The sequence below is a fragment of the Paenibacillus sp. V4I9 genome (assembly GCF_030817295.1).
In the GTDB taxonomy this organism is placed as follows: Bacteria; Bacillota; Bacilli; order Paenibacillales; family NBRC-103111; genus Paenibacillus_E.
The window spans coordinates 3,873,227-3,889,774 of sequence record NZ_JAUSZE010000001.1; the positions used below are offsets into that span (position 1 = coordinate 3,873,227).

Here is a 16,548-nt window from a genome sequence, read left to right on the forward strand (position 1 = left end):
AAGGCACCTCGGCAACGGTAATTCTACTATAATTTTTCTGTTTATCTACCACGTTATCCTGCCCGTTACTTCAATGAAAATCAGGGAGCAGTTGCAGATGCAATCTGCTCCCTAGTTATTACGATTACAGTAACTTGAAATTAGATTGATTTTACGTTAAAGTTTCAGGTGATTGATTTTACTAGGCTTATTCGAAAGGAGCAAACCATGAGATATACTCACATAATCATAATAATTCTATTATCCTTTTCTTTCTTTTTATATGGTTGTAGTAATAGGGAGTTGGATCCTGCAATATATGGGCTATTAAGAACTCCAGAAGGTATGCAGTTAGCTTCTATAGCAGATCCGGACAAACGATTGTTAACCATTAAGGGTATAGCCGATTCAATAACAAAAGATGATCAGAATATTATTTGGGTGCCAATTCAAGCCGAAAAGTTAAGCGGGGAATCGGATAAAGTCGTACTAATAAAAGGTGATAAAATTATACACACAATTAAAAATTCGATTAACAGACCCATCAAAATTGTTGAAGGACCACCTCAATTTAACTTGAATGCAATCATATACTTGCATTCCGGACTTGATGGGAAAATCGTGTTTATTGATAAGAAGACTTATAAAGAAGAAAAAACTATTGATTTAAAAGGATATTTAACAGATGCAATCTTTGATAGCAAATATTTATATGTAACAAGTGATAATCCTAATGAAAATCAAAATAGTACTATTTATAAAATCAATCTGAGTAATTTCAATATTACGAGCGTAAAAATTGAAAATAGTGTGAGATTAACATCTTTGGTGGAAGAGGGAGACTTTATTTACTCGGCCGCCGCTGCTATGCTGGAAAAAACTGCATCCGATGGCAAGACGTATCTATTCAAAATACGGAAGGATAGCTTATCGATAGTGAGTAAGTTTGAAGTATTAAGATCTCCAATCAATATTCAAAAACACAAAAATAAATTATTTATACTTCATATGTCGTATGGGGATAGTCCTATGTGGGGCGGTAAAGTTTCTGTGTATCATTTAGATACTGAAAAGCTTGAAGAAATAAATATTCCCTATGTTGCGGACAAAATGTTGTTTCATGATGATAAAATTATTTTTTCATCCAGCGTTTCTGATGGTTCGAGAATTCCCGAAGTGTTCATAGAAATGGACACTTCGAATTACTCTTATAAAGAAGTAAAAGGAAAGAGGTTTTTTACAAATTTAGTGAAAATCACTTGATTAACTTCGCAGTTGACAACGCCTGACTGATGACTCTGCATAATTGAAGGGGCTTGACTCTGTATTCTACGGAGTTCTTCAGGAAATCAGTTTAGTTCCCCCGTCAATTTACAATAAACAAGAACACCCGCTTGTTACTAGGTGTTCTTGTTTATGTAGAATATCGGGAGGTTTCAATGCTAATAGTGAAAATCAGTTCGGAAGAAGTATCCAAGTTGCTTATTTCGTTTTAACTTCAGAACAGCTCGAGAAAATGGCTTTCTCCAATTCCGGAAAACAGTAATACGTATCTCGCTTGTCTGCGCGAGATTTCCGGAAGCTGCTCGCCAGATCTTAATCACCTGTAGCTCAACAGGCTACCGACCTGCTCTCAACCTACACAGATCAATTTAATGACAAGTGTATAGGTTTGTCGAATTATATATAATTTTCATTAATAATGAAATACTTTACCAATTATATGTAGATGCAAGATAAAATCCAGCGAACCCTATTCCAAGCATTCTGTCTGTCCCCTTTTAAGCTATTTTTCTAGTTCATTACAATATGTTCTTGTCATTTTACAATGATGTAGGAAGGTACAATTCAATCATCTACCTTTTCAAAAGATTTACCCGTTACGAGATACAAAAAACTAAACCAATGCCTTCTCTTGCTACTTATTGTGCTATCGTTTCCGTTAGCGTAATGGTTGCTTGATCTGCTCATCAGCCATTATCCAGAAGTGGTTAAGAAGATTACGAGTTAATATTACTTATTCGCTTTAATATAGTTATCATACCATTCCCTACCAGAGGCCCACTTTTTAGATGCAGTATCCTCTTTTAGTATTTCAGAACAGGCGATTGCCATAATATATTCTTCTAATCCATTTTTATCATGATTAGCAAATTTGTTGAGCATATAATTTAAAGACTCTTCTCCTTGCAAAACAATGTATTTGTAATCCTTATTACTATCTACACCTTTAATATAGTCATATGGATTAGAGGATACGTTATAATCCTTTGGATTAGTAATATTGTTAAGTTTTCCATCGATTGTTTGCTCAAAGGTTATATCCGTTGAAGCTTTCTTTACAGTATTACTGCAACCAATCAAACTAAATACGAATAAAACTGCGAGACATATAACCATCACGTTAATTAATCTTTTTCTCATAAATTTCTCCTTTTTTTAATTCGTCATAACATCTACAAGTGTTTACTAACGTTTGATAAAGTAAAACACAATTCCTGTAAGAATAAAACCAACAGAAAATCCAATTAGACATTGTTTTTCTTAAGATTCTTCAAGTTATTCATTATTGCAGCTTAAGCAACTATTCTTTTCGCTATCGTTTTGCATTAGCTTAATCAAATATTGAGGTCATTGTTGCATTGTTATATGCAACTTGAACAATCTGCTTTTCACTATTCTTCTCAATAAATTTAAAAAACTGCATCCCGATTTTCTCTGCGACTTTTAGTGAAGGAACATTTTTTGTAGTGGTATACGAAAATATACTTGGATAACGTAAAACATTAAATGCATATTCTTTGCAGGCAAAAGCTGCTTCAGTTGCATAGCCTTTATTCCAATATTCTCTATTAATATGAAAACCGATCTCTGGTACTATTTCATTTTCGATATTTTGCATCGTTATACCGCAATCCCCAATAAATTTTCCGTCTTCTTCTAAAATTACAGCCCATAGTCCATGCTTATACTTCCTATAGTTTTCGATGTTCCATCGTATCCAATTCTCCACTTCCTCTTCGCTAAATGAATGAGGATAGTATTGCATGGATTCCGGATCAGAAAGAACCTTCGATAACTCATTCTTATCACTTACCTCGAGTTCCCTCAAGTATAATCGTCCCGTCTCAAGTATTCTGATAATTGATCACCTCTCCTAATATTAGAGAATAAAGTAATTCCATTCCAATATTCAACATTCCTGCCCGTTAGCACAATAGGCTGAACGTGGCAGCCTTTTTACGTTTGTTCAACTATAGTTTTCCGTTAGTTCAATGATGAAATAGTCGAATCAAAGTTTAGATATCGTATCTACTATTATTCAATAGGTAAAACCCGTTAAGAACCAATACGACGATTTCAGCATCCTAGCCGTTTTCAATTAACAACCTGTATGGTTACATACCGGGATAACGTCCACTGAATACATTTGGACTAACTATCCCCTTTATCTTACTTAATAGGAATCTGCACCGTGTCACCCGTTTTCTTAAAGATTAGCTGCAAGGAGTGAAGATTTTCCGGGAGGGCAGGATACTGCAGTGAAAATTCTTGGGTTCGGTGCGATACTTCGCTGGTGATCAGATGTACCGATTCTCCATTGGCGATCAGATCAATTTCGTTCAGATCGACCAGTCCCGCTTGAAGAGTACCTTCAATCGAAGTCATCGTCGGAGTTGCGGTGATTGTGCCAATAGTTATCGTCTGGCCATCAACGGTAACATTTACGTCCTGTTTGATCTTGGTAGTCATTGCTTCGTCCGGGTGGTACGGGAATGTAATATGCTTCTCCCGTCTTTGATCTTTCTCCGGAAGCTCATCCCAATACGAAAGCGTTAATTTCTTGGCAAGCGGGCTGACCGGCTCGAAAGTCAAGAATCCTTTGGTCTCGGTTTGCCCTTCGATTGGCCCGGAACTATCAGATGTAAATCGGGAATCCGTTCGAAATCCTTTGATCCGAATAGGAATTAAACTGTCGTAATTTTGAAATCCATTCGGATTGTTCAAGGTATAGAACACTATAATCTGATTTTCATCCGACATAAGGCCATTGATGGTAAGTAGTGTTCCGTTCGCGAGTTGGATTTGCTCGTTCAAAGTTTGACCTTTTCCCTGCTTGTTCAGCTCACGAAGTGTGCCGTTTGGGACTCCGTCGAAGCCCAGCAGCGTCATGCTATAATAGGCTAACGCATGATATTGGTTGCCCGCGAACAGCATAATCGCAAGGACGGCCACCGCGATTCTCCAACCGCTTTTTACATTCCGTATCGTTTTTCTCCTGGGGACTGCGGCATTCAGTGCCTTTCTCAATCTTGCTTCCAGCTCTTCGGGGACGGGAAGTTCGCTTAGGCGCACTTTCTCATCCAACAACCGATCTTCAATGTTACTCATCTAAATCCCTCCCATATAATATTCTCAGCTTCTTCAATCCTTCGAAAATTCTTGATTTGACAGTTCCCGGTGAAACGCGAGTCAACGTGGCAATCGTCCCATAATCTAGATCAAGATAATATTTGAGACGTATGGCTTCACTTTGGTCATCGTTCAATTGAACCATCAGCGATTGAAGATCCATTTGCTCTTCTACATGCCGGTAATCAGACATCCCTGCGTGTCTGCTAAATCCGTTACAATCTTCAAGCGGATTTTCAAACGGTATGACCTTTTTGTTTTTTTTCAGCGCCTGCTTGCATCGATTAACCAGAATGGTCTTGCTCCACGAGTAAAAGGATTCTTCTTTCTTTAATTGACCAATTTGCTCGTAGAGCTTCACGATCATATCCTCCAGAACATCCATGGCGTCCGCTTCATTCCTCATATAAGAAAAAGCAAGCCGATAATACGCGTCTTTCTCGGCTAAGATTAACTTCAGCAAAGCCTCCTTGTCCCCTTTTTTTGCGTTTTTAACCTCGTTTACCACTAGCATGTGTTCACCTCTCTTTTGTCTAAGAGTATCGGGCAGCTCAAATGGTTCATTCCACAAGGAAGGAAAGTTTTGTTAGTCATAATAAATAAGTTAATTTATAAGCGACGATCCGTGAGATCGATCAACAGCACACCTTAGAAACTAGGTTAAAATCAGAATTTGCACGATAACAAGAACTGAACTTGGATCAATTTAATGGGTCAAAATGGGAATGAGATCAAGTTATTAATTTCGACAAATGATAAGAATTTTATTCCAAAAAAAAACCGTTCCGAAAGGCACGGTTAATTTGTATGACAACATGATTTATTCCAAAAAACTTATACAAAGACTCTCTTGTCCGTTTGTACGAGTTTTCCAGATTGTTCTTTAAGGCTTGCTCACAACATATACCTGTCTGTCAGGATGAATCTGATGGGAAATAGAGTTTTCGTCAGGGTAAGCCTTATGAATATTTTGTATAGAACCTAATCACCCTTCCCTGTGTAGCGTTTACAGCAAAGATACTGAACCAATAACAATAACAGCTGCGGATATCATATACATCGTTTTCATTTGAATTTCCCCAAATTGGATTACTGCTGTTATAGACGTTTGGGAGAACAATATTGTTTCTTAAAAGTTGGCTATGTTATTTCCTAATGTTGATAATTGAATAATACGAACTATTGTTCTACAATTATAGGTATAACGGTTGTTCGGAGTTGATTAACAATGGATTTAAACGAAATCAAGAAACTTGCTGAAACCTTAGATTATAGCGGTAAACAAGAACTTGTTTATTTCTTACAGACTAGAATGAAACCTTTGTCTGCTCCAATTCGTGCGATTGACGAAATCCAAGAGCAAAAGCATAAAGATGGTCTTGTTTGCCCACATTGTGACAGCCATTCGGTTGTGAGGTTCGGGAAATACGTTATTAAAACCCGTGCAGGAGGAGTTAAACGACAACGTTATCGCTGTAAAGCCTGTTGTCAAACGTTCAACGACCTTACTAATACCCCTCTGCAACGGACAAGGAGACCACACCTTTGGGTTCGATTCATCGAATGCATGATTGAAGGCTTTTCGCTGAGAAAATGCGCCGAAATACTGAACGATGAGGTTTCGTATGTGACCCTGTTTTACTGGCGGCATAAGATACTTGCTGCATTGAAGCAAATTCCAACCGAAACATTCCAGGGTATCGTCGAAATGGACGAGACCTATTTCCTCTACTCTGAAAAGGGCAGACGGAACATATCAGAACGCAAGCCTCGTAAACGTGGTGGCGTAGCTAAATACCGTGGAATAAGCAACGACCAAATATGCGTACTGGTTGCTCGTGACCGTCAGAAGATGACTTTCTCTGGTGTTCTTGGGCGCGGGCGTATTCGGACTACAAAATTGGATGAAGCGATTGGCGGTCATTTATCAGATTCGAATGTACTTTGTACTGATTCATGGCGGGCATTCAGTTCCTACGCCAATTCGAAAGGGTTAGACCATTACCGCTTCAAGTCCGATGGGAAACAGCGTGTGAAGGGCGTTTACCACATTCAGAACGTGAACAGCGGCGTTGCAACGAAGTATCTGCAACATTATTTGGCTTGGTTCCGCTATTTAGACAGCAAGGAATATGAGAATACGACGTCAAATAAGAAGCATATGTTGGTTAGCTCTTGCCTGTTTACTGTAAACGAGACGAACACAAAACTTCGGCGAACCGCTTTTTCATGCTAAACATTAGAAAGGTGTGACGATTTGAAAAGGAACTTAAGTTTAATTGCCGTGCTTACGATTTTGATTTCCATTGTAATATATGGAGTCGTTTTGGAAACCAAGCGAGACATATTTAATGGTACAGCCGTACATCTGATAATTGGACCTTTCGCCCCTCTAATTTTTGGAACGCTCGTAATCTTTTCAAGAATGAGTTTCTGGAAAACATTTTTACTAAGTTGGTTCATCACCAGCGTATCCTATTATGCATTACTTAAATTAAGCATGTTGCATTATTCTGACTCATGGCAGCCAGAATGGGTTGTTTTTTGGGGTGTCCAATCTGTCATTTTATTGATTATTCATCTTTTAACAAACCTACGTCGTAGCATTGCAAGGTAGAAATCTGTGCAGTTAACCGCCTATTTCTGTTGGCGGTTTTCTTTTGGGTCCAAAATCAACATTAAGATTTAACAAAGCCTAAAAGTTTAGAGGTAATATTTGGGATTGCAAATTAATGGCTATTAGTCGAGAATCAACCAAATGTGCCGTTCAATATTTGATGTGCATGTCTGATACTGCCTGTTAGCGTAATGAAGAGGGCTACCACATGGCAGCCCTTTCGATGTTCAACTATCGTTTCCGTTAGTTCAAGCGTATTGAAGAACCCATTTTTTTATCTGAGCTGCTACATCAGCTACGTCGGCTACAGTAGTATCAACAATCGGCATTGGTGGGGTATATTCCTTATCCGCATTTTCAAACAACCAATTTGCAAATTTCTTATAGTCTTGAATCATTTCTTCTGGCCAATTTCTTTCACGTAATCGTTTCTCACGAGTCTCATCATCACAATGTAAATTCAGGTAATAAATATGCTTAAAATAAGGAAAGTCAATACATTTTTCAATATCCCAAGTCATTGCTGTTCCACATATTATAGTCATCCGTCCACTTTCTGCAGTATTTCGCGCAACACGAAGCCAAACGTTCCGTATTTGTTGCTCGTCTGAAATACCTACCTCGCGGAGATTATCGATATCAAAGATATCAAAATCTGGCAATATTCTTCGCAGTTCTTTGATAACGTAGGTTTTTCCCGATCCACTAGAACCTGTTACGATAAATAGGGGTACCTTTTGCTCCATTATAGAAATTTCATTACCCATTCGTAATCATCCCTTTACTAGTCAATTTATAATCGTATTATTCTCGATATTCTTCATCAATCCTGCCCAATCGCTCAACGACAATTTCAGTACATAACTTATCTTATGAACTGAAAAAACCAACCCGTAAAACGGACTGGTTTACACTCCATTCATTCAACTATCGTTCTCGTTAGCTTCACGACCAGGAGCATATTTCGGATTGTCTACGTCTATTGTATATTAAAACCTTCAATAAATCGCAATGCACATTGGGAATGATGATCGGCTAGACCTTTTGCAAATTGTTGATCTGGAAATCCTCTATGAAGCAGCTTCAAACCACCCGAGGTTAACGATAAATGGTGGTGGAATCGATAGAACAACATTCTGTTAGGATCGAGAGTATCGTTCTTTAGATACCGATAGAAATCCCCAAACCGTAACTCTAAAAAACTGTGTTCATGCTCAATATCAAAGAACATAGCCCCTTCGATATCGATCAAAAATGGTTCTAGTTTGTCATTAACCAAAACATGGTCAGGACCCAGCTCTCCGTGAATAAACCCATACTGCGTTCTAGGTTTAATTCTTGATTCAAGCTGATACAAAGTATCGAGTAGTTTGCTTTGATTGGACCTGATGCTCTCAATATGTTGGGAGGCATAAGATAACTGCACTTTTGCATTTTCCATTTGCAAGTGATGACAATTTTCTGTGTTGATCCCGCTATGATTTGGTTTCCCATAGGTATGTCTTTTGTTGGTATGCATACCAGTAAGCATATCCCCCAACCGCTGAAACACTTTATCTTGAACTCGTGAATCGGAATGATTGAAATAGACTTCTGCCTTATGTCCATCTAGATATTCAACGAGGGCATAATCAAAAGGGTAACGGTTTCTTTCCTTATTCAGATCATAAAGAAAGGGGGTCTGAATTCCATGATGTGTTAAATATTTGTTGTTTAATTCAAATAGATCACTTCCATAGGATTGTTCATTTATATCTTTGTTTGCTATTTCTTCTTGAAAATAATTCATGGTAAGATCCCACACATACAAAACGCAGGAAAATCCATTGCTGCAGTCGATCTTGTAGACCACCTTTTGTGCACCGCCATGCATTTTCGATACACTAGCAACTAAATAACCGGTACCAAAAACCTTCCCCATATAATCCTGTAAATCAGCTTGATCGAGGTGGCAAGTAATATCCATTGAACAACACTCCATTTTTTAAGTTTTTGCCGGCAACCCAATAGTAAATAAAATTTTACCGAAAGTATAGACTTTTTCTTTATGAATTGTTAAGATGTTGAATAAGGTCTCGAAAAAAATAGTCATACAAAAAGCCTTTGGATTTTATTCCAAAGGCTTTTTTTTGATGAATGTCATAGGCTACCCGATATACCTTCTAGTTATTTATGAGTGTTCAACTATCCTGCCCGTTACTTGAATGAACTAGAAAAGAGGAGCTGCCGCGATGCAGTCTCCTCCGCTAAAGTTCTTACGATAGTTGAGCGGAAAGTGTTCAATCAGTTAGAAATACACTGTTGCTCATCTTCACTTGTTCAATCATATGTCCTATATTTCCTTCGCCTGCAAATAGGGTCATGTCGAAAAAATCTTGATCCAAACCTGACCAATATAATTCATTTTCATCTCCAGAGACCAAGACATCACGCTTCAATTTACCGACATAAACTTCAACATAACAATGATGCAAATAGTATTTAAAATCCATTATATGATGCAAAGTAACATCTTCTTTTGAAATGCTAGTTTCTTCAAATAGTTCTCTGTAAGCAGCTTCAATCCCCGTTTCTCCACTCTCGATTTTGCCGCCAACCAAATTACTTAAACCTTTATAGGGGTTCTTTAATCGTTTACACATTAACAGCCGATCCATATCTTTACTGTATATCATAAGAACGTTATACCCTTGCATGAGCCGATCCCCTTATTTGTATAATTCTTCCGAGTATACATTTATTCGATAATCTTACCAAACTATCCTGCCCGTTAGCGTAACAAAGGGCTGCTAATCGCGGCAGCCCTTCAAAAAAGTTGCCCGATCCGAACGGAACTTAGACTGAATAGCAGCTCTCTATCCTGTAATATTAATATAAGCAACGCTCATGAACCACAAGCATAGTGGGAAAAGAGGGCTTGCGATGGTTAGTTTCAAATTGAGCGGTTTCTTCATGTTTATAGCAAGCATAGTATCACAAAGTAAGAAAAGGAAGGACGCTAAGAGGCTGATGTACAGTAAAATAAGCCCGAAGGCGCAATGAAATATCGTCGAGACAGTCAGCCGCAACCATTGGCGGTGGGTAACAGCACGTGCGATCAGTTCACTGATCAGTGAGGTAGAAATTCCATAAATGTAAATTGCGGGTGCGGCATACAGCATATAGACGTTGATCATTCGAAATGCTTCACGTGAGTGGTCACCAATGGAATATATGCTTCCGACACCGAATAGATCAGGCTTCAACCAAGCGTAGATGATGGAGAAAAAGAAGGTCGCTATTGCCGCACTTATGATTTTTCTCATAAATAGTTGTTTGAATGGATAGTCCATAGACTGTAAGCTCCTTCCCAGCTAAAGAATTTTTTTCTTTTCATTTCTTCTTCATCCACCCCACGATTTTCCCTTTGATTCTATCTTTGGATACATGTTCATTAAAGCCACTTCTCCACCAAACATCACCAACAAGAAAATAATGACCTTCTGTGAGTTTCACTTCATCTATGGAATGCGCCTTTTCAGTCCCGTTGATAAAACCACTTGTGTAATATTCTTTCCCGTAGAATGTATCTAGTTTACGATTATTGATAAATACTTGACCTTTCTGTATGGTAACCATTTCACCAGGAAGTCCAATGACTCTTGCAATATCGTATTGCGTTTGGTTACCATTTTTTATTTGTTCATCACTTGCCTCTGTATCAAAATAAACGACGTCACCTCTATTGATTCCTTTGTTATCGTAAAAACCTCGGTCAATCACCAATTGCGAATTGCCGCTATACTGTTCAGAACGGTACATGCCATCACTCTTTATGACATGTATGATCTGATTGGAATCGAGCTTTTCGGTAATTGGCAAATCGTACTTCGTCAGTTCATCTGTAATAGGTTGTTTTTCACTACACCCCGTTAACAGAACGAAAGCTAAAAAAATCATTATATGTGCAACTTTATTCATAAAATCCCCTCCTTTCTTATATTACTCGAAAAAGAGAAATAAAGCCTAAAAAATTCCAAATATATCGTGAATTTCACATTAGGTAAATAATATCCTTTTAGCGTATCAATATCATAACGACGTTGTTTAGCATGCATAGTTTTACTTTTTGCAAATCAATTTTTAGGCTAACACAGAACATATGAGGAGCATGCTATGCGGCAGCTCCTTTTTCATTTGTTGACGGATAGCCTGTCAATCGTGCTGTCAAATTCCTTTTATACAGGAAATAGAACCTGGTCAAATGACCAGGCTTTTGGTTATAACTCTCAGGGATTTATTGAATCTGCGTATCGGTGTGCTTATCTCACAGGTGTTCCTTTTCTTTATGGCTATGTTAATCTATATGTTCCCTTCAACTATCGTTCCTCGTTAGTTTAATCTTCTCAATATGTCGCTTTAATTTCTACTCTCTTGGCATCACGAATTGGAGGGTTAGAATCCTTTTGTTTGTTTCCTGAAGTAATCTCAACTTTCTGTCTTGGCTTTAGTTTGCCATAGGTTTCTTGGTCAACGACATACCATGCAACATTCATTTCCTGCATAGCTTTATTAAGTATTTCTTCGATTGATTGATTATTCAATTCATCAGTAGTTATGCCTGTTACCATTAGAACACGGTACGATTGAGTATTCACAATTTGTTTATCAACAATAATTCCTTGGCGTTTAACATCTGAAGTCTCGGGTATGTTCGTTTCCTCAGTTCGGTTCGCCTTGTTATTAGAACATGCGATAACAACCATGAAAGAAAGCAATATGACAATAAGGCTTTTCATTTTATTAATAATATTCAACCCCTCTTATATTCGTGGTAATCCTTTGGTTTCTACTCTACATCATTAATGATTATGTTGCCCGTTACTTTAATAAACAAAAGAGGAGCTGCCGCGAAGCAAGCCCCTCAACTATCGTTCTTCGTTAGCTGAATCTGAGAAGCGAGTGATGTGATCTACCTTTCTAAAATGCCGCTGGATGTAACTCATTATTTATGAACTTCAACATTTTAGGATCAAACTTATTGTTCAAGTCATTAATTTGATCATTTGATAGTTTACCTTCAATCTCGATTACTTCCTCTTTTGCATTCCAATGGGCAGAGTTAATATTCGTATTGTTCTTGTTCCGTATAGAGAATAAGTAAACACTTATTTCTGTTGCCATATCACGAATAAATTTTGGTTTATATTTTGCTTTCTTAAATACTACTTTTTTTCCGAATTTCTCTTCTAGCTCTTTGCGAATTTCTATCATTTCTTTTGTATCTTCTTTGTAGACAAGAAAGACCATTTTGGGGTTATTTTCATCTTCGTCTTCGTAATAACACACTGCCTGCTCGTCAAACGCATCAAACGCATTATCATTATTCGGAAATTGTTTGTTTATAGCAGTTTTTAAAATTGGCGTAATCTCGCTTTGGAATGTTTCCATTGGACTCATCTGATACACTGAAGAATCTGTTTCTAATCCTCCCCTACAAGCGGTTAGCATCAACAACATGAACAGGCATATCCAAATCGTTCTTATAAAGATCAATTCTATCTCACCTCATTTTATCCAAATAACTATCAATTGATATTAGACGCAAAATGAGTCAATATGTTGCAAATTTATATAACCCCAAATAGTGGGGATTTGTATGAGTATCCTGCCCGTTAGCGGAGTGACTTCAGCGAAAATAAGCATGCTGTGTTCCTAGCATGCCTCCCTTTGGTACTTTCAAAGCAAAAGAATTATACCACCAATTCTACAGTCAAGATATCGTCAAATGGTACCCAATCAGTACCATTTTCGTGGGATATCTTCACGCTTCTTATCTCTTGATTAATTTTGGTTATTAGGCCTGTAATTTGCTCATCACCAGTCTCATTATAAATCTTTACAGTAATAAATTGCTGGCTTAGTAAGGCATTAGTCATTACATTGGCTATCATTTTAATCTCTCGATTACTATTACTCATTATTACTCCACTCCACTTCCAGAACAATTGTTCTGAAATCATTATACTTTTAGTAGTATGAATGGTAAAGAGTTAGAGGTCAATCCATTATTCTCACCATTAGCACAGAGGGCTTCCGATTAAAAGATCGGTAGCCCTCTGTGCTAATGAACCATTGTTTCTCGTTATTTGAATTGCTTGATCCAATCAAAAAAAGCAACCGCATGGATTGTGCCGGAACCCGTTTAGTTGGTTACCACAAACGGAGAAGGATAATTTGTTTGATTTTACTAGTATTTGTCGCATTTGCAGACATGCCTTAAACCATGCAATACTAATGCTATAAACGTAAAGGAGATGTGGTTATGCGCAAGATTATCGTACTATCAACTCTAGTATTTGTCATGGTTTTGTCCGGATGCACCAAAGCTGCTCCGGTCTCATCAAATCAAACCTCAACATCTGTAGCAACTATTCAGCCTGCTCCTCTTGCAGCTACCGACACAACTACTCCGAAGCCACTCGATTACTCTTCTAAAGCAGATCAAACAACACCATCAAATGATACCAAATACTATTTTACTCAAGCAGGACAGCATCCTGAAAAAGCATTGATCGATGTTATTGATTCATCTAAGGAATCGCTCGATGTTGCAATTTACAGCATAACTCATCCCGACATTGTCAACGCAATTAAAGCTGCTAAGAAGCGTGGTGTGTCCGTTCGTATTATCACTGATAAAATAGAATCAAAAGGTAAAACTGAGTTAGAGGCTTTAAAACTTTTGGGAAGTGCTGGTATATCGATTAAGATAAATAAACATAGTGGACTCATGCATTTAAAGGTGACTATTGCAGATAAAAAGGTAGTAACCACCGGATCGTATAACTATTCAAAAGCAGCCAGTACAACGAATGACGAAGTGCTGGTTGCAATAAGTAATGAATCAGTAGCGAAAAACTTTTCAGAACAATTTGACCGCATGTGGAATGATACGAAGGGCTTTGAAAAATTTAGTATAAGCATCGCGAAATAATATTAACCCTGCTGGGTTTTTCGTGTCCAGCAGGGTATTTTTTTAAGATTTAAAACACCCCTTTATATAACACCTTCGCCAGTATTTATTGCCTCATTTCAATACTTCTCTTTTACTTTTCAAAATTTATTAGGCAGCAGATCTTTTGAACTAACGTTCTTTCGTTAGCTTAATCATCTAACTTCAATAGCAAAAACTGATGATGTATCACCTTTCGAAAATTTACCATCATCGGTTGTCCAGAATGCAAAAATACTGTAGTAATAAATACCTTTTTCTTTTGGGGCATTAAAAGAGCCATTCTTCAAAGGAATTTTTATTGTTTTTTCATCAACGAATTGCTGAATATCCAACCCATTAGGTGCTGGTTTATAAGCAAACGAAACTTTAATGTCCCCTTCAGGAGTTACAGCAGTAGGAGTGACCCCTTTTAACATTGCAGTTCCTCCAGCATAATCTGCACATCCTAAATTGCCCAACAATAACTACTCTGGATAACTGGAATTTGCGTTCGCCCCGAAGTAACACTGGGGAGAGGTGGGGATTCTTTTATAATTCTAATACCAACGCTCCTAGCGTATCCTTCAAATCTTGTATTTGCTACGAAATTCCCTGCAAAAGGAATTAAATAAATGAACACTACCAGTAAAGCTAAAAATCCCGTAACAGCTATAATGAATGTTTTTTCGCGGTCCATTCCAAGCCCCTTCAAAACTAAATAAAATTACCTATATTAGACGTGATAATACCGTAATAGTTACATAATTTCGCAAAAATGTATTAAACTAATGTTCTTTCGTTAGTTGAGCGAAAGGCGGAGTATAATATTTATCTACTTGGAATCTTTTCAATAATTTCGCCATTTTTAGAAAGCCCCATAACTGTGGCACCCAATAGTTCTACACCATCTGTTATTAAGAACCATAACCTTGCGCCATTATTATATTCAATTATTTTTGCTGAATATTGCTTTCCTTTGTTAGTTGTAACAAGTACGCTTTCAATATCTGAATCGAAAATTTTTCCATATATAATATCCGTATAATCTGAAAACTCTCCCTTCAAGTTACTAAAAGACCAACCTAACTTATAATCCTTTGGAGTTTGCGAAGTTGAGCCGCCATTAAAATGCCAACCAAAAAGATTTTTCTTTAATATTGCCATACCAAAATACTCTCCTGGTGCAGTACCCCATTCATAAAAAGCGATAGCTTTCTTATTTTCTAATACTTCAATATGAGCAAGGTTTGTCATAGGCTGGTTTAAAGAAAGAACAGCTTTTTCAATTCCTCGTATATCGTCTTTTAGTCCGATGCTCATAATTACAATGAATATCGTAGCAATGGAGAAAAATAAAATGATTTTCAATTTATTTGACAAGAAAACCACCCCCTCATTAAAACACTTAAAAAGAGACATTGCTGCAGCTTTAAACTCAAACATTTATACGTTACCAATGTATGGAAAGTTACTGCTTAAACTGCACCAATGTTAAGCATAAGCAATGCACTTGACTCCTAGACACCATCACGCTATCTGCCAGTTTGTTGAGCGAATTACGAAATAACCTAAATAAGCGATGGATCGGTTCCATCGCCGCGCTATCGTTTCCATTAGGTTAATGATGTGTACGATTTTTCCGCCTACAAAACAAAATTGCGATAAATATCCAAACGATAGCACCCATAATAAACGGTAAAAGTCTAAAGTTATAATTAATCACATCATCCATTCCTAAAAGCATTTTAATGGGGAATTGAATGTTTGAAATTAAGTTCGCGTATAATTGGTAACTTCCTTCTGTTACTCCCTTTTCCCATCAGATATCTCATAAAAATGAACTCCTTACTTATAGCGTGCTATGAAGCCTTACAATATTATAGAGCTATAGTTTTCGTTAGTTTAACAAAAGTCTGCCATGGATTGCCCGCTTCGCCTACTCCTTATTCCACGGTAATTGTCGTGTGTACTTCACCGTTATAATGGCTATCTATAACTTTCTCTGTTAACGAAAATTCACTTCTGGCTGTGATTAGGTAAGTTCCTGCTGGTAGTATCAGATCTTTTTCTGCATAAAATTTCTTCCAGAATCCCGCATCAGGGTCATTAGCGGAGTAGCCACCGCTTTTGAAAAAAGGATATTCGCGTGTTTCTCCTTGATTCAATTTCGTAGCGGTCAGTTCTGCCGTATTCACGCCCTCCATCTTAATTTTTTTGCCATCTGTCACGGAAAACAGAATGTAAGTATGACCGCCCCAGATTAAGATTGAATTGTTGTTTCCAATGTAAGTGAGCGATGCAGAGTAAACGATCGGTTCGCCTACTTTGAATTTCGTCTTCACAATGTTCAGTTTCATCTCGAATTGGTCATCTTTGTGAATAAGCTTTGGCCCTGCCATCAATTTCTTAGTGGCGGGGTCCAATGTTGATGGCTCCTGCGTCTTACCATTTTTTGCACCACAGGCGGTAAATAGAAGGGTTACTATCAGAAACACAATCTTCACCTTTATGTATTGTTTCATTAACAATCACCTCCTAGGTGCTTATTATTGATCATTGATTA

The 16,548-nt window shown here is 37.5% G+C and carries 18 protein-coding genes; 3 read left to right on the forward strand and 15 right to left on the reverse strand.

What is annotated here, in order from left to right:
- The first annotated feature begins 207 nt into the window (after positions 1-207).
- Positions 208-1,242, forward strand: a complete 1,035-nt coding sequence (locus tag QFZ81_RS18210; RefSeq protein WP_307603858.1) for a YncE family protein — start codon at positions 208-210, stop codon at positions 1,240-1,242.
- Positions 1,243-1,992: 750 nt separating this feature from the next.
- On the opposite strand, the gene QFZ81_RS18215 is transcribed toward QFZ81_RS18210, so the two are convergent.
- The 4 genes from QFZ81_RS18215 to QFZ81_RS18230 form a co-directional block, all read right to left on the reverse strand.
- Positions 1,993-2,403, reverse strand: coding sequence for a hypothetical protein (locus QFZ81_RS18215; RefSeq protein ID WP_307603860.1), 411 nt, complete (start codon positions 2,401-2,403; stop codon positions 1,993-1,995).
- Positions 2,404-2,593: 190 nt separating this feature from the next.
- Positions 2,594-3,091, reverse strand: coding sequence for a GNAT family N-acetyltransferase (locus QFZ81_RS18220; RefSeq protein WP_307603862.1), 498 nt, complete (start codon positions 3,089-3,091; stop codon positions 2,594-2,596).
- 341 nt (positions 3,092-3,432) lie between these two features.
- On the reverse strand, positions 3,433-4,371 hold the full coding sequence (locus QFZ81_RS18225; RefSeq protein WP_307603864.1) for a DUF4179 domain-containing protein: 939 nt from the start codon (positions 4,369-4,371) through the stop codon (positions 3,433-3,435).
- Positions 4,364-4,906, reverse strand: coding sequence for an RNA polymerase sigma factor (locus QFZ81_RS18230; RefSeq protein ID WP_307603866.1), 543 nt, complete (start codon positions 4,904-4,906; stop codon positions 4,364-4,366). Before QFZ81_RS18230 ends, QFZ81_RS18225 begins: the two co-directional genes overlap by 8 nt.
- A gap of 714 nt (positions 4,907-5,620) precedes the next feature.
- Between QFZ81_RS18230 and QFZ81_RS18235 the strand changes: the two genes are divergently transcribed.
- On the forward strand, positions 5,621-6,628 hold the full coding sequence (locus QFZ81_RS18235) for an IS1595 family transposase (RefSeq protein WP_373463689.1): 1,008 nt from the start codon (positions 5,621-5,623) through the stop codon (positions 6,626-6,628).
- Positions 6,629-7,257: 629 nt separating this feature from the next.
- Here QFZ81_RS18235 and QFZ81_RS18240 read toward each other — a convergent pair.
- The 8 genes from QFZ81_RS18240 to QFZ81_RS18275 all read right to left on the reverse strand — a co-directional run bounded on the left by QFZ81_RS18240 (position 7,258) and on the right by QFZ81_RS18275 (position 12,969).
- On the reverse strand, positions 7,258-7,776 hold the full coding sequence (locus QFZ81_RS18240; RefSeq protein WP_307603868.1) for an AAA family ATPase: 519 nt from the start codon (positions 7,774-7,776) through the stop codon (positions 7,258-7,260).
- A gap of 212 nt (positions 7,777-7,988) precedes the next feature.
- A complete protein-coding gene (locus QFZ81_RS18245; RefSeq protein WP_307606950.1) occupies positions 7,989-8,930 on the reverse strand; it encodes a phosphotransferase in 942 nt (313 codons plus the stop codon).
- A gap of 358 nt (positions 8,931-9,288) precedes the next feature.
- The gene (locus QFZ81_RS18250) at positions 9,289-9,705 is read right to left on the reverse strand and encodes an NUDIX hydrolase (RefSeq protein ID WP_307603870.1); all 417 of its coding nucleotides are present in this window, start codon (positions 9,703-9,705) and stop codon (positions 9,289-9,291) included.
- Between the two features lie 159 nt (positions 9,706-9,864).
- Complete coding sequence (locus QFZ81_RS18255) at positions 9,865-10,341, reverse strand: hypothetical protein (RefSeq protein WP_307603872.1); 477 nt, start codon at positions 10,339-10,341, stop codon at positions 9,865-9,867.
- A 40-nt stretch (positions 10,342-10,381) separates the two neighbouring features.
- Positions 10,382-10,969 (reverse strand): signal peptidase I, encoded by a 588-nt coding sequence (gene lepB / locus QFZ81_RS18260; RefSeq protein ID WP_307603874.1) that lies wholly within the window; start codon positions 10,967-10,969, stop codon positions 10,382-10,384.
- Positions 10,970-11,394: 425 nt separating this feature from the next.
- Positions 11,395-11,805 (reverse strand): DUF3221 domain-containing protein, encoded by a 411-nt coding sequence (locus QFZ81_RS18265; RefSeq protein ID WP_307603876.1) that lies wholly within the window; start codon positions 11,803-11,805, stop codon positions 11,395-11,397.
- Positions 11,806-11,968: 163 nt separating this feature from the next.
- Positions 11,969-12,508 (reverse strand): hypothetical protein, encoded by a 540-nt coding sequence (locus tag QFZ81_RS18270; protein WP_307603878.1) that lies wholly within the window; start codon positions 12,506-12,508, stop codon positions 11,969-11,971.
- A 233-nt stretch (positions 12,509-12,741) separates the two neighbouring features.
- Positions 12,742-12,969 (reverse strand): YolD-like family protein, encoded by a 228-nt coding sequence (locus tag QFZ81_RS18275; RefSeq protein WP_307603881.1) that lies wholly within the window; start codon positions 12,967-12,969, stop codon positions 12,742-12,744.
- Positions 12,970-13,313: 344 nt separating this feature from the next.
- Here QFZ81_RS18275 and QFZ81_RS18280 point away from each other — a divergent pair, with 344 nt between their 5' ends.
- The gene (locus QFZ81_RS18280; protein WP_307603883.1) at positions 13,314-13,985 is read left to right on the forward strand and encodes a phospholipase D family nuclease; all 672 of its coding nucleotides are present in this window, start codon (positions 13,314-13,316) and stop codon (positions 13,983-13,985) included.
- Positions 13,986-14,158: 173 nt separating this feature from the next.
- Here QFZ81_RS18280 and QFZ81_RS18285 read toward each other — a convergent pair whose 3' ends face one another.
- From QFZ81_RS18285 to QFZ81_RS18295, 3 genes are all read right to left on the reverse strand, one after another.
- On the reverse strand, positions 14,159-14,422 hold the full coding sequence (locus QFZ81_RS18285) for a hypothetical protein (RefSeq protein ID WP_307603884.1): 264 nt from the start codon (positions 14,420-14,422) through the stop codon (positions 14,159-14,161).
- A gap of 391 nt (positions 14,423-14,813) precedes the next feature.
- Positions 14,814-15,365, reverse strand: a complete 552-nt coding sequence (locus QFZ81_RS18290) for a hypothetical protein (RefSeq protein WP_307603886.1) — start codon at positions 15,363-15,365, stop codon at positions 14,814-14,816.
- A 563-nt stretch (positions 15,366-15,928) separates the two neighbouring features.
- Entirely contained in the window at positions 15,929-16,507 is a 579-nt protein-coding gene (locus tag QFZ81_RS18295; RefSeq protein ID WP_307603888.1) for a hypothetical protein, read from the reverse strand.
- Between the last annotated feature and the right edge of the window lie 41 nt (positions 16,508-16,548).